Genomic DNA, 14,182 nt, shown 5'->3' on the forward strand with positions numbered 1-14,182 from the left:
GCCTTTGCTATGTCTGATACAAGACGTAATACGAGTGAAAATGAAAATACTAACGACGAAGTAGTGCAAAGGGTAACCTTTAAGCTCGATAATGAAACCTATGGCATCAATGTTATGCAGGTACAAGAAATACTGCGCTACACTGAAATCGCCCCCGTACCCGGCGCGCCAGCTTATGTATTAGGGATTATTAACCTGCGTGGTAATGTGGTCACCGTTATTGATACGCGTGCGCGCTTTGGTATGCCATCTGCTGAGCTAACCGATAACACGCGCATTGTTATCATCGAAGCCGAAACACAAGTGATCGGGATATTAGTCGATAGCGTTGCCGAAGTCGTGTATTTAAAAAGCTCCGAAATTGATATTGCCCCTAACGTTGGTAATGATGAAAGTGCCAAATATATTCAAGGTGTTTCCAACCGAGACGGTGAATTACTGATTTTAGTCGACTTAGATAAACTCCTCACCGATGTCGAATGGGATGAGTTAAAGCAATTTTAATATAAAACCAACACAAGCCGGTTTTTAACGCTAAGACAATAAGTTAATTATGGACAGTATTCCCGCCAACTTGATCAGCTTAATCGCATTTGCCATAGTGATGCTGGTGGCTATGTTATTATTAGCGTTAAAAAACCGCTTTAGTCAGCAAATTGAACAATTACAGCAAAAGCTATCAGTTCAAGAAATACAGCTGGTTGAACTGCAAAGCTTACTTAGCGAAAGCCAAGCACAACTTGAGCAACTACAAGCGAGCAACAGTGCCTCGCAGCTAGAAAACGAACAAGTTAGTAAGCAATTAGAGCATCGTATAAAAGTCGCGCAAACACAATTTACCGCACAACTGCAAAGCATAGAGCAACACCTGCAACAACAGCCTGAAGACAAACTATATAGCCGCGCGCAAAAATTGGTAGAGTTAGGGGCTGATATTGCAGAAATCATGCGAGAATGCGATATTCCGCGCGCCGAAGCAGAAATGTTACTCGCTATTCACCGACAAAAAGCGTCCAAATAACCCCTGATAATATCGCAAAAGTTAATGCCAGATAATTAGCGACCGTGATAAACTGTCGGTCATGAACAAATGTTGTGTGTCTATTCGTAATATAAAGCATCGCACGGCAGGTAAATAAATCCGTTGGTATAACACAAGGATGCTCCAGTGAAGCAAAATCTCCCGATGACACTAAACCGAAACGTTTTAGTGCAATATAAATTATTATTAACGCTGCTGTTCGCGCTGGTGATCTCAGCTTGTTCTTCAACCCCGTCAGCCCAACAAGGGCTATCAGATCCCAAAGATCCCTTCGAAGCCATTAACCGACCCTTTTGGACTTTTACTTGGGATTATGCCGACAAGTATGTGCTAAAACCAGCATCTCAAGGTTATGTGAAATACATGCCAACGCCGCTGCGCACTGGGGTGTATAATATGGCACTCAACCTGAATGAGCCGTCAACGATCATCAACCACTTGTTGCAAGCAAAGTTCAGTGACGCCGCCAAATCAACCGGTCGTTTTGTACTAAACTCAACCATCGGCTTGTTAGGCTTTTTTGATCCCGCTGATGATTTTGGTTGGAGCCGCCAACAAGAAGAGTTTGGCGAAGTGCTGGGCAGTTATGGTGTAGGTGACGGACCCTATTTAATGGTGCCGGCACTCGGGCCATCTTCAGTGCGTGAAGAGGTAGGTGACTATGTTGACCGCTACTATTGGCCGCTAGCTATTATTGATTTTTGGCCAAACTTACTGCGCGCAGGCATTATAGGTATGGAAACCCGTGCAGCCTTTGCTGATCAAGAAGCGATCTTAAAAGACTCGATTGACCCATATGAGTTTGTCAAAAATGCTTACTTTCAAAATATGCGTTACAAAGTTTACGATGGTAACCCACCCATCGAAGTGGACGCATCAGAAGAAGAAGACATTGATGCCTACTTAGAAGAGCTTGATGGGCTAGAAATAGAATAAGCGAGCCCAGTACTAAACATGTAAATAATCGATCACTACCATTAAGAAGTGATGAAAAAGAGCGAACTAAGGTTCGCTCTTTTGGTATTGCGCTATCGCTTTATCTAGGTATTTTAATGAAAAGAACAGCATGATAGGGCGCAATAAGAAAAAATAAGCCAGCAAAACCACAGCCACAGACACTAACATCGCCATGCCTTGCAAATTGGCAATAAAAAGAAACGGCGGGATCAGCATCAGCAACTTTATAATATTTAACACCAGTTTTTCCGGCGCGGTAAGTTTTGCTTGTGCTAAGGCTAAAATTGCTTGGCGCTGATGTAAGCTAAAGTCCTGTAAAGCAGGTATTTTATTGGAAGAAAAGTAAATGGTCATAAGGCGTAGGCACTCAGCTCAACAATGAATAATAGCGCTATAATACAAAACAAACGACAGCTATGCCACCAAGTAAAAAGCGGCTACAAATAAGATCAACACTGAGTATTGATTAAAATTCATACCGCAGATCAGATATATTTTTGAAAACGAGTTCCTCAGTCGCGCGCAATTTGCTAGAATTGCGGCAATTTTTATCAGTAGGTGATTTTTAAATGAACGTCATAGAAGCTAACTTTGATGCAACCGGCAAAAAATTTGCCATTGTCGTAGCCCGTTTTAATAGTTTTGTGGTTGAAAGTTTACTTGAAGGTGCAGTTGATGCGCTTAAACGCCAAGGCAATGTTGCCGATAGCGACATTACTGTTATTCGTGTGCCTGGCGCGTATGAGTTACCAGTAGCCGCAAAAAAAATCGCCGCTAAAGGTGGCTTTGACGGCATTATTGCTATTGGCGCCGTGATTCGTGGTGGTACTCCTCACTTTGATTTTGTTGCTGGCGAATGTAACAAAGGCTTAGCACAAGTTGCCATGGAATATACCTTACCCGTAGCCTTTGGGGTAATTACCACAGATACCATAGAACAAGCAATTGACCGTGCTGGCCTCAAAGTAGGTAATAAAGGTGCTGAAGCCGCCTTAAGCGCGTTAGAAATGGTTAATGTGCTCGACAAGTTATAACAGGATATATTTGTGAAACCATCACCTAGAAGAAAAGCCAGAGAGTTGGCAGTGCAAGCGGTATATTCTTGGCAATTAAGTCAAAATAATGTCGCGGAAATTGAAAGCAATTTCTTGCAAGAAAATAGCGCACGTCGTTTTGATATTGCTTATTTTCAACAGTTATTTCGTGGTGTATCAACCCGAATTGGTAGCCTCGATGAAAAAATATCACCCCATGTTGACCGACCGCTTGCGGATATTGACCAGGTAGAGAAAGCCATTTTACGCGTGGCAGTTTATGAGTTAGCAGATTGTCAAGAGGTCCCTTACCGCGTCATTATTAACGAAGCCATAGAATTAGCCAAAGCATTTGCGGCCGATGATAGCCACAAATTTGTTAATGGTGTCTTAGATAAAGTGGTTAAGTTAGAACGTCCGAACGAATAATCAATATTGGCTGGTAAAATTGGGTGGTAATATGAAAGAGTTTGAATTAATCAGGCGCTACTTTACTGAGCAAGTGATTAAGCGCAAAGATGTGGTGATTGGTATTGGCGATGACTGCGCCATTGTTAGCCCTTCAGAGCGACAAAATATTGCCATCGCCACTGATACCTTAGTGGCTGGTGTGCATTTTCCTGAAGGCACTAGTGCCCGTGCCATTGGTCATAAGGCCATTGCCGTAAACCTTTCAGATCTTGCCGCAATGGGCGCCGAGCCAACCTGGATATCACTGGCGATCACTATGCCAGAAGCAGATCTGGCGTGGATTGAAGCGTTTTGCCAAGGCGTATTTGAGCTGTGCGAATTTTATAATGTGCAGCTCATCGGTGGTGACACCACGCGCGGACCATTAAGTATTACCGTAACAGCGCAAGGTTTGATCCCTAAAGATCGTCACCTAACGCGCTCTGGTGCGAAATCCGGCGATTGGATTTATGTAACAGGTGAGATCGGTGATGCCGCGTTAGCGCTTAAACATGTTTTTGGCGAAGTCGTGGTAGCAGATGAGTTTCTTGATGATGTGCGCAAAAGTTTAGACTTTCCTAAGCCACGCGTGCTGGCAGGGCAAGCGTTGCGAGAATATGCAACTGCCGCAATTGATTTATCCGACGGCTTAATTGCTGATATTGGTCATATTTGCAAAGCGTCAAAGGTTGGCGCCAATATCGTGTTAGAAGACTTACCTACCTCTAACGCCCTACGCGAGACAGTAGGTACTGAACAAGCCTACGAGTTAGCCTTGGCGGGCGGCGATGACTATGAGTTGCTGTTTACTGTTTCCGAAAATAACCGTGTTGGCATGGAAACCGCGTTAGCCAATACGGGTAATATCATCACTTGCATTGGTCAAATCAATGGCAGTGAAAAAATCAGCACAACCTTAAATAGCAAGTCAGTGTCAATCAATGCGAAAAGCTATGAGCACTTTGCTAATAATCAAAACAGTAAAGACTAAGCATGAGTAAGTCGACGGCAAACTTTCGCTTGTCTGATCCTATTCACTTCCTAGCCTTAGGCTTTGGTAGTGGTTTGGCACCAAAAGCACCGGGTACATTTGGCACTTTAGCCGCAATACCTTTACTTTTGCTGATGGCGCCACTAACACCAAGCATCTATCTATTATTGCTGGTACTGATGAGCGTTGCAGGTATTTATATTTGCGGTAAAGCCGCTGCGGATGTTGGTGTGCCGGATCATGGCGCAATCGTCTGGGATGAAGTGGTTGGCTTATTAATCACTATGTTTTTAATACCACTTAGCTGGCAATCGCTGTTACTCGGTTTTTTGCTGTTTCGATTTTTCGATATTTTAAAGCCTTGGCCAATATCTTTCTTTGATAAAAACTGCCACGGCGGCTTAGGCATTATGTTAGATGACATTGTTGCCGGTATCGTCGCCTGGGCGATCATGATGGTGATTTTTTACTGACAGCTAAAACCCAAAATTCAAGCTGTAAGCTTTAAGCTGTCAGTTTGAAGCTGTCAATAAAACACCAAAATCACAGCTGTAAGCCTAAACCCAAGCTGTAAGCTGTCAGTTTAAAGCTATCAGCAACCCCATAAACCCATCTGCATGGTACTGATTTGCACTTGTTGTTACTGACGGCTTATAACTTAAAGCTAATTTTTTTGGTCTTTAGTGTAAAAGACGTACGCGAATCGTAGCATCAATTTGCTTTAACTCTTTTAATGCTAATTCACGGCTTTCGGCTTCAATATCAATTACCACATAACCAATTTGCTCAGCGGTTTGTAGGTATTGCGCGGCTATGTTGATGTTATGCTCGGCAAACATTTGGTTAATTTTGGTTAACACCCCAGGCTGGTTGCGGTGAATGTGCAACAAACGGCTAGTGCCAACATGCTCAGGTAAAGATACTTCAGGAAAGTTAACCGCAGATAAGGTTGAGCCATTATCAGAGTATTTTGCCAGCTTACTGGCCACTTCTAGGCCAATATTCTCTTGTGCTTCTTTAGTGCTGCCACCAATGTGCGGGGTTAAAATCACATTGTCAAAAGCGCGTAATGGGCTGATAAACTCTTCGTCGTTGCCTTTGGGCTCAACAGGGAAGACATCAATGGCAGCGCCTGCTACTTTTTTATTCGCTAAGGCATCAGCTAAGGCGTCAATATCAACCACAGTGCCGCGCGAGGCGTTGATAAAAATAACGCCATCTTTCATTACTTCAAACTCTGCCGCGCCCATCATGTTCTTGGTTTGCGGTGTTTCTGGCACATGCAAGCTGATCACATCGGCTTCTTTTAACAGTGCTGTCATGCTTGGTGCTTGGCTGGCATTACCAAGTGGTAACTTAGTTTCAATATCAAAAAATCGCACTTTCATGCCTAAGGTTTCCGCTAAAATGCCTAATTGTGTGCCAATGTGGCCATAGCCAATAATACCTAAGGTTTTACCACGCGCTTCTACTGAGCCAAGCGCTGACTTATTCCACACGCCGCGATGGGCAAGGGCACTTTTTTCTGGAATGCCGCGCAATAGTAATAAGGTTTCTCCTAACACTAACTCGGCAACCGAACGGGTATTTGAAAATGGCGCGTTAAATACCGGAATACCAAACGCTTGTGCTGCGGCTTTATCCACTTGGTTAGTGCCGATACAAAAACAACCAATCGCCACTAGCTTTTTGGCATGGCTTAGCACCTTTTTATTTAAGTCGGTGCGAGAACGAATACCAATAAAGTGAACATCGCTAATTTTCGCAATTAACTCAGCTTCAGTTAGTGAGGTTTTAAGATACTCAATATTGGAATAGCCTTTGGCTTTTAACTCTTCAAGCGCGCTTTGGTGCACACCTTCTAGCAGTAGGATCTTAATTTTGTCTTTCGCTAATGAATTGTGGCTCATGGTTATTTAACTTCTCTTGATAAAAAACGCTTTAGATGGCTAGATTTCTAAACTAGCATATAGTGTATAAACTCTAAAGTGTTATTTTATAATTTTTGCCCCATCAGCACTACCGATAATTAAGACATCAGCACCACGGTTAGCAAACAAACCATTGGTGACCACTCCTGCTAAGGCATTAATGCTGTTTTCTAACGTTTTTGGGTCAATAATAGATAAGTTATGTACATCGAGAATAACATTGCCATTGTCGGTAACTACCCCTTGGCGATAAACCGGATCACCGCCGAGTTTTACTAATTCTCTGGCGACATAACTGCGCGCCATCGGGATCACCTCAACCGGTAGCGGAAAACGCCCTAAAATAGGTACTTGCTTGCTATTATCAGCAATACAAACAAAACTTTTCGCTACGGCAGCAACAATTTTTTCACGGGTCAGTGCGGCGCCACCGCCTTTGATCATTTGCATGTGTGGATTGACTTCATCGGCGCCATCAACATAGACATCAATGCCGTCAACATGGTTTAAATCAAATACCTCAATGCCGTGCGCGATTAAGCGCTCAGTAGAGGCATCAGAGCTCGAAACCGCGCCAACAATGTTATCTTTCATTGTTGCCAGCGCATCAATAAAATGGTTGACTGTTGAGCCAGTACCAACACCTACTATGGTGTCTGCTTTTATATAGTCTAGCGCTTTTATCGCCGCCGCTTTTTTCATCTCGTCTTGAGTCATGGGGAAACCTTAGGTTTAAGCTATCAGTTAAAAGAAAGCTGTAAGTTTTAAGCTTTCAGTAAAAAGTATTACGGGGTAGTTTAAAGCTTTACGCGAACAGTTAAAAGAAAGCTGTAAGCTTTAAGCGGTCAGCTTTCAGTTAAAACAAAAGAAAACAAGCACCCACTCTGATGATTTTGAGCTCTTTGGCTGTTACTGACAGCTTAGAACTTAAAGCTTACAGCTGAGGTTTTAGTTTAAAGCTAAAATGCTTGCTCGGGGTAATTATTTCCGGCAGTGGAATATCCCAATGCTCGCTTGCTATGGCAGTTACACGCTGGCAATCGTGTGCTAAGCCAATAGGGTAGGGCTTGCTCTTTTTATTGGCTTGAAAGTGTTGATACCAATGCTGCAAGGTTCTGTCGTAAAAGCCGCCGCCCATACCTAAACGTGCGCCGGTGTCATCAAAGGCCACTAATGGCGTGCAAATAATATCGATTTGCGTTGGTAATATAACGTTTCTGACATCGAGTTTTGGCTCGCCAATACCAAACCGGTTTTTCACTAATGGGGTATGCGGCTGATAATGTAAGAATAATAAATGCCCAGCACTAAACGGATGCACCACTGGTAAATAAACGTTTTTACCTTGCTGCCAACACCAATCAATTAATTGTTGAGTATTTACCTCACCGTCATTACTTAAATATAAGGCAATACTTGTCGCCGCCTGTATTTTTTTGTGATCACAAAATCGTGCCAATAAACTTATCGCCGCGGCATCTTGCTGCGCTAACGTTAATTGTTGACGCTGCTGCCTGACTTGTTGACGCAGCAATTGCCGGCTTTGTTTTGTTTTAAGATCAGCTTGCTCAGATGTTGCAATAAAACCACTCACAATAATGTATTCCCAATAAACATTAAAATGCAGCCATAAAAAAACGAGTAATAACTAAATATTACTCGTTTTTACTGACAGCTTACAGCTTCTCAATTATTGATTATTTATCAGAAATACCTTCATGAGTCGCCGTTACTGCAATTTCTTCTTCGATTTTTTCATCGATATCATGGCTGGTATCGCCTTCAGCGCCGTGCATCCACTTAACCAGTTTACCTGCCATTAAGAAAATAATGATACCGGTTACTAGTGCTGCTGAGCCTACGCCCATGAAAATATTGGCAGCATTGTCGACCATTTCTTGTCCTTCACCAACAAACGAACCAATAAAGGCCGCTAACCAGTTTGAAAGCGCAGTAAAGAAGAACCAAATACCCATTAATAACGAGGTAAATTTAAGTGGTGCTAATTTCGTTACCATCGACAAGCCAATTGGCGATAAACACAACTCACCTAAAGTATGGAAAAGGTATGCAAACACTAAAAATAGCATGCTGACTTTAACCGTAACATCACCACCTTGTACCATGGTTGCCCATAACATTACAAAGAAACCTAAGGCTAAAAACACCATGGCGAGTGCAAACTTCTTCGGCGAAGTTGGCTCTTTATCACCCATTTTTACCCAAACTGAGGCGACAACTGGTGCTAGCATAATAATAAACATAGCGTTTAACGACTGAAACGACGACGCAGCAACTTCATAGCCAAAAATAGTACGGTCGGTAAAGTCAGAGGCATAAATAGTAAATAAACCACCGGCTTGTTCAAAACCAGCCCAGAAAATCACCGAGAACATACTCATGATCAAAATGACCTTCATGCGGTCAAAATCTTCAGAGGTTAATGGTGCGTGTGCTTCTTTTTTGCCGTCGGTGCGTTTAGCTGACGGTTCAATACCAATGTCACCTAAGTATTTTTTCGCAAACAATAATTGCAAGGTTAAACCAATTAACATACCACAACCGGCTAAAATAAAGCCGTAATGCCAGTTAACTTGCTCACCAATTACACCAACAGAAAGCGGCGCTAAGAATGCACCAAGGTTAATACCCATGTAGAAAATAGTGAACGCACCATCACGGCGATGATCACCCTCTTCATATAGGTCACCTACTAAACTTGATACATTGGCTTTAAACAAGCCGTTACCAATAACAATTAGCGTCAAACCAAGATAAAAAACGTTTTCTTCCATGCCAGCTAACATGGTTTTAGGAATACCTAAGGTAAAGTAACCTAATGAAAAAACGATACCACCAATAATAATAGCTCTACGCTGACCAAGAAAGTTATCTGCTAGCCAACCACCAATGACAGGTGTTAAATACACCGCCATGGTAAAGGTACCGTATAAACTTAATGCTTGTGCATTAGTCCAGCCAAAACCACCGTCTTGAACGCTAGCTACCAAATAAAGTACCAAAAGGGCACGCATGCCGTAATAACCGAAACGTTCCCACATTTCGGTTCCGAATAAAAGAAACAGTCCTTTCGGGTGACCGAAAATCGTGCCTGCTGTAGGTGTTGTCATGTAGAGATTCCTTAAAAAATTATATGCTCGAAGTCATAATTATTATAATTTAGCTGATTTTTTCGGCATATTATCGAGCAAAATGTATAAACTAGCGTTAGCCAGCACGTTTTATACCTTTGCTAGCACTGAAAAACAAGAGCGCAGCGCAAATCTCTAGCCCAACAGCTGGAAAGTTATCGGCGAACTCGCAGCGTTAATTATGTTGTATAAGTAAATTTTTAATCAATAAATTCGGTGTTGCTTTGTGGGCGTTTTGTCATCGCTTTATAGCTTAACCATAAATGTTTAAATGTAAGTTTGGTAAGTGAACAAAAGCATGTAATATCAAACTCAGTAATCTAGCGGGTAAGTCAGTAATACACACTTTGCTATACGATTGCCCCAACTAGGCGCTCAAGCCGCAAGTTGTAAATAAAAAGTTACTTTAAACACGCTAAACATACTGCTAAACTCCACGGCAATTTAAAATCTTTTTTGTACAAAAACACGGATCTTAAGTGTATAGGAAGAAGTACCTTCAAATGATAAAGCTAATTCGCCAACTGGCATCCATCCTTGTTGTTTCAATTTTTTCATTCAGTGCGACTTCAGCACAAATTAGCCAGCAACAAATTGAGCAATTTAAAAAGCTCTCTAAACCCCAACAGCAGCAAGTTGCCAATAGTATGGGGGTTGATTTAAATGTGCTTTTGGGACAAATATCTAATGCCGATACACAAACACAGCTTTCAACAACAGAAGTAGTTCCGCGGTCAACAACTAATATGCCAGAGGAGTTACCTGAGGAATTCAAGTTTTTTGAAAATGATGAGCAACTTTTTAAACCACTGGAGCGTTTTGGTATAGATGTTTTTGCCAATGCACCAAGTACGTTTTCTCCGACCATGGATATTGCTATTCCTGAACACTATATTTTAGGTGTTGGGGATAAATTATCGGTACAGATTTATGGTAAGGAAAACCATGACTACGTATTACCAATAGCTCGCGAAGGCACCATACTTATTCCTGATGTTGGGCCCATAAAAGTGGTTGGTTTAACATTTGCCGAAATGAAGCAATTTCTTGCCGACAAAATTAAAGCTAGAATCATAGGTGTTAATGTCGTCGTTAGTTTGGCTGAGCTGCGTTCAATGCGAGTTTTTGTCTTGGGAAGCGCCTATAAACCTGGTCCTTATACCTTGAGCTCACTATCAACAGTAACCCATGCCATTTTTGCCGCTGGAGGTATCAGTGATATTGGTTCGCTGAGGGATATTCAAGTCAAGCGCGCTGGGCAATTAGTGAAGCAAGTGGACTTATATGATCTTTTGATCAACGGAGATTCATCTGATGACATTTTATTGCAATCTGGAGATGTAGTATTCATACCAACCCAAGGCAATACAGTTTCTATTCAGGGCGAAGTACAGCGCCCAGCAATTTATGAGTTAAAAAGAGGCGATGACTTTAATAGTGTGCTAGCCATGGCAGGTGGTTTATTATCTTCAGCGTACCCGCAAGCCACTATCGTAGAACGATATAATGCAGAAAGCTTACGCAGCATAATTAATATAGATCTAACCGACCAGCAAGCGCGTGAGCAATTGCTGCAAAATGGTGATTATATCCGTGTGCTCAAAAGTTCTGGTGCTTTTCAAAAATCAATAACCATTGTCGGTGCAGTCAGTCGACCAGGTAAATATCAATGGCAACAAAATACAAAAATATCAGACCTGTTACCAAGTATTGAATCACATCTTTTAGCTAATGCAGATTTAAACTACGCATTAATTGTCAGGGAAGTCGATAGAGCCAAAAACATAGAGGTTTTACAGTTTAGTCTAGCCAATGCCATAGGTAACGCAGATTCTAAAGACAATATTACCTTAAGCCCTAATGATACAGTCTTAATTTTTTCCAACGTAACTAAGCATGTTGATGAGCAAGTTTCATTAGATGAGCTCGCTTATACACAAGAGCAATTATTTGCAAAGGAAAGAGAGCAAGCAAAAACTTTACATAAAGAAAAGTCGTTTTGGCTAATGTACGGTGATGAGGCTACTCAATCATCGCTAAATGGCAGCAATACCGCTGAAGAAGACTTAGTTAGTCAGTCTTTAACCGAAATGACTGGGGCTAATATTAAAGAAGAGTTGGATATTAGAGAAATCGCATTATTTTCTCGACATAGACTTTTAACACCGGTCTTAAGAAAGTTGCGTCAACAAGGTGCATCTGGACAACCAATACAGTTAATCGAAGTTGATGGTGAAGTTAAGTTTCCGGGGGTATACCCATTGAGCAAAAATGCACGTGTCAGTGAGCTAATAGCCGCCGCTGGTGGTGTTAATGAGTCAGCATACTTAGCCCGTGCTGAAATAACTAGAAATTCATTTAATGGAGAGCGTGCCGTTAAAAGCTCTCTCAATATTAATCTAAGTAAAGCTCTTTCTAAAGATATCGAATCGAACATAAAGCTTATCAGCAAAGATCGCCTAAATGTTCATAAAATACCGGCATGGAGTGAAAATATCGTGGTGGAATTGCGTGGGGAATTTGTTTTTCCAGGTAAATACACTATTCGACGCGGTGAAACACTGGCTGACTTAGTTACAAAGGCAGGTGGTTTAACTGAGTATGCTAATGCTGATGGCTCGATTTTTACGCGTAAAAAATTACAACAACTGGAACAAAAAAATCTATTAAAGCTCGCTAGCGATCTAAGAACAGAGTTAGCGTCAAAATCTTTAACAGAAAACGGCAATGCAATCTCCTATGTTGAAGCACAAAAAGTACTGGCTGATTTAACAAAGTTAAAACCTGTTGGCCGTTTAGTGATTGAGTTAGCAAAAGTTATGGATGATAACGCACAAGAAATTCTACTTGAGGGTGGTGATATTCTCTATGTGCCAACAAAAACCAACTCAATCAATGTTATTGGTCAAGTTCAGGTGAGTTCTTCACATTTATTTGATAGTAGCTTAGCTGCGGAAGACTATATTGCACAAAGTGGCGGTGTCAAAAAGCGTGCTGACGAAGATCGAATTTACATTATTTCCGCTAACGGTAGTATTAAACTGATAAACGATAATAACTGGTTTGCCGGAACATCAAACTCAGCACTTCAACCCGGAGATACCATAGTAGTGCCGTTAGATTCAGAATATATGAATGACTTAACACTTTGGTCAACAGCAACGCAAATTATTTATAATGCAGCGGTAGCAGTTGCAGCAATTAATGGGCTTTAATAAGTAAGTTGTAAGTCAAACAACTCAGCAATAATAGTTAAGCTTTATGTAAGGGAAGGTATAGCAACATGATACGAGATTTGAATGATATAAAGGTCGCTGTAATCGGCTTAGGTTATGTCGGTTTACCGCTGGCGGTGGAGTTTGGCAAGAAGTATCAAACTTTGGGCTTTGATATCAATCAATCGCGAGTTCTTGAACTAAAAGCCGGTTTTGACAGTACATTAGAAGTCAGTACTAATGAACTTGTTGCAACCAAGCAACTAGACTACTCATCTGTTGTTGAAGACTTGGAAGGCTCCAATGTATATATAGTAACTGTGCCTACCCCTATTGATAAACATAAACGCCCAGACTTAACGCCACTGATTAAAGCCAGTGAAATGTTAGGCAAAGTGGTCAGCAAAGGCGATATCATTATTTATGAGTCTACCGTTTACCCAGGCGCGACCGAAGAAGACTGTATTCCAGTAGTCGAGCGAGTTTCAGGGTTAGTATATAACCAAGATTTTTTTGCAGGTTACTCACCTGAGCGTATCAATCCCGGTGATAAAGAGCACAGAGTCACTAATATTTTGAAAGTTACCTCTGGCTCAACCCCTGAAGTTGCCACCCTGATTGATGATTTATATCGCTCGATTATTGTGGCTGGTACTCACAAAGCCAGTTCAATCAAAGTGGCTGAAGCGGCCAAGGTAATAGAAAACACCCAGCGCGATGTTAATATCGCTTTAATTAATGAATTATCAATTATTTTCAATAAACTCAATATCGACACCTTAGAAGTGCTCGAGGCGGCAGGCACCAAGTGGAACTTTTTGCCGTTTCGTCCAGGCTTAGTGGGTGGGCACTGTATTGGTGTTGACCCTTATTATTTAACTCACAAAGCACAATCGGTGGGTTATCACCCTGAAATGATATTAGCGGGACGTCGTTTAAATGATGGCATGGGTAGTTATGTAGTATCGCAATTGGTTAAGCATATGCTTCACAAGCGCATTCAGGTGGAAGAAGCCAATGTTTTAGTGATGGGCTTAACTTTTAAAGAAAACTGTCCTGATTTACGTAATACCAAAATTGTTGACATTATTAGTGAGTTAAAAGAATACAATATTAATGTTGATATAACCGATCCATGGTGTGCTAGCGAGCAAGCCGAGCAAGAATATGGCTTACAGCTGACGCAAACACCAAATGAAGGTCATTACGATGCTATTATCTTAGCGGTTGCCCATAACGAGTTTAAAGCCTTAGGGGTCGATAATATACGTGCCTTAGGCAAAAATAATCACGTACTTTATGATTTAAAGTATGTGCTTCCGAAAGAAACTGTGGATATGCGTTTGTAAAAACATATCGCTGAGCGGTCAGATAAAAGAAAGCTGTAAGCTTTAAGCTGTCAGTTAAGAC

14 protein-coding genes are annotated in these 14,182 nt (G+C 41.5%); 9 read left to right on the top strand and 5 right to left on the bottom strand.

Annotation, left to right across the window (positions count from 1 at the left end):
• The first annotated feature begins 9 nt into the window (after window positions 1-9).
• The 3 genes from B6K83_RS01225 to B6K83_RS01235 all read left to right on the top strand — a co-directional run bounded on the left by B6K83_RS01225 (window position 10) and on the right by B6K83_RS01235 (window position 1,978).
• Window positions 10-504 (top strand): chemotaxis protein CheW, encoded by a 495-nt coding sequence (locus tag B6K83_RS01225; protein WP_085282438.1) that lies wholly within the window; start codon window positions 10-12, stop codon window positions 502-504.
• Window positions 505-553: 49 nt separating this feature from the next.
• Complete coding sequence (locus tag B6K83_RS01230; RefSeq protein ID WP_085282440.1) at window positions 554-1,021, top strand: DUF2802 domain-containing protein; 468 nt, start codon at window positions 554-556, stop codon at window positions 1,019-1,021.
• A 147-nt stretch (window positions 1,022-1,168) separates the two neighbouring features.
• On the top strand, window positions 1,169-1,978 hold the full coding sequence (locus B6K83_RS01235; RefSeq protein ID WP_233143768.1) for an MlaA family lipoprotein: 810 nt from the start codon (window positions 1,169-1,171) through the stop codon (window positions 1,976-1,978).
• Window positions 1,979-2,044: 66 nt separating this feature from the next.
• Here the strand turns inward: B6K83_RS01235 and B6K83_RS01240 are convergent, their stop codons facing one another.
• A complete protein-coding gene (locus B6K83_RS01240; protein WP_085282444.1) occupies window positions 2,045-2,353 on the bottom strand; it encodes a DUF6170 family protein in 309 nt (102 codons plus the stop codon).
• 215 nt (window positions 2,354-2,568) lie between these two features.
• Here B6K83_RS01240 and ribH point away from each other — a divergent pair, with 215 nt between their 5' ends.
• From ribH to B6K83_RS01260, 4 genes are read left to right on the top strand one after another with little or no spacing between them, the layout of a single operon-like run.
• Window positions 2,569-3,033 (top strand): 6,7-dimethyl-8-ribityllumazine synthase, encoded by a 465-nt coding sequence (gene ribH, locus B6K83_RS01245; protein ID WP_085282446.1) that lies wholly within the window; start codon window positions 2,569-2,571, stop codon window positions 3,031-3,033.
• Between the two features lie 12 nt (window positions 3,034-3,045).
• Window positions 3,046-3,462, top strand: coding sequence for a transcription antitermination factor NusB (gene nusB, locus B6K83_RS01250; protein ID WP_085282448.1), 417 nt, complete (start codon window positions 3,046-3,048; stop codon window positions 3,460-3,462).
• 31 nt (window positions 3,463-3,493) lie between these two features.
• The gene (thiL, locus tag B6K83_RS01255; protein ID WP_085282450.1) at window positions 3,494-4,474 is read left to right on the top strand and encodes a thiamine-phosphate kinase; all 981 of its coding nucleotides are present in this window, start codon (window positions 3,494-3,496) and stop codon (window positions 4,472-4,474) included.
• A 2-nt stretch (window positions 4,475-4,476) separates the two neighbouring features.
• Complete coding sequence (locus B6K83_RS01260) at window positions 4,477-4,947, top strand: phosphatidylglycerophosphatase A family protein (RefSeq protein WP_085282452.1); 471 nt, start codon at window positions 4,477-4,479, stop codon at window positions 4,945-4,947.
• Between the two features lie 207 nt (window positions 4,948-5,154).
• Here B6K83_RS01260 and serA read toward each other — a convergent pair whose 3' ends face one another.
• The 4 genes from serA to B6K83_RS01280 form a co-directional block, all read right to left on the bottom strand.
• Window positions 5,155-6,384 (bottom strand): phosphoglycerate dehydrogenase, encoded by a 1,230-nt coding sequence (gene serA / locus B6K83_RS01265; RefSeq protein ID WP_085282454.1) that lies wholly within the window; start codon window positions 6,382-6,384, stop codon window positions 5,155-5,157.
• 81 nt (window positions 6,385-6,465) lie between these two features.
• On the bottom strand, window positions 6,466-7,122 hold the full coding sequence (rpiA, locus tag B6K83_RS01270) for a ribose-5-phosphate isomerase RpiA (RefSeq protein ID WP_085282456.1): 657 nt from the start codon (window positions 7,120-7,122) through the stop codon (window positions 6,466-6,468).
• Window positions 7,123-7,339: 217 nt separating this feature from the next.
• Window positions 7,340-7,999: a 5-formyltetrahydrofolate cyclo-ligase gene (locus tag B6K83_RS01275; RefSeq protein WP_233143769.1), complete on the bottom strand. Its 660-nt coding sequence runs from the start codon at window positions 7,997-7,999 to the stop codon at window positions 7,340-7,342.
• 103 nt (window positions 8,000-8,102) lie between these two features.
• Window positions 8,103-9,536, bottom strand: a complete 1,434-nt coding sequence (locus tag B6K83_RS01280; RefSeq protein WP_085282459.1) for a peptide MFS transporter — start codon at window positions 9,534-9,536, stop codon at window positions 8,103-8,105.
• A gap of 524 nt (window positions 9,537-10,060) precedes the next feature.
• On the opposite strand from B6K83_RS01280, the gene B6K83_RS01285 reads away from it, so the two are divergent.
• Complete coding sequence (locus tag B6K83_RS01285; RefSeq protein ID WP_085282461.1) at window positions 10,061-12,772, top strand: SLBB domain-containing protein; 2,712 nt, start codon at window positions 10,061-10,063, stop codon at window positions 12,770-12,772.
• Window positions 12,773-12,840: 68 nt separating this feature from the next.
• Window positions 12,841-14,121: a Vi polysaccharide biosynthesis UDP-N-acetylglucosamine C-6 dehydrogenase TviB gene (gene tviB, locus B6K83_RS01290; RefSeq protein WP_085282463.1), complete on the top strand. Its 1,281-nt coding sequence runs from the start codon at window positions 12,841-12,843 to the stop codon at window positions 14,119-14,121.
• Window positions 14,122-14,182: the final 61 nt, after the last annotated feature.

Origin of the sequence: Colwellia chukchiensis, from assembly GCF_002104455.1 — a bacterium.
In the GTDB taxonomy this organism is placed as follows: Bacteria; Pseudomonadota; Gammaproteobacteria; order Enterobacterales; family Alteromonadaceae; genus Cognaticolwellia; species Cognaticolwellia chukchiensis.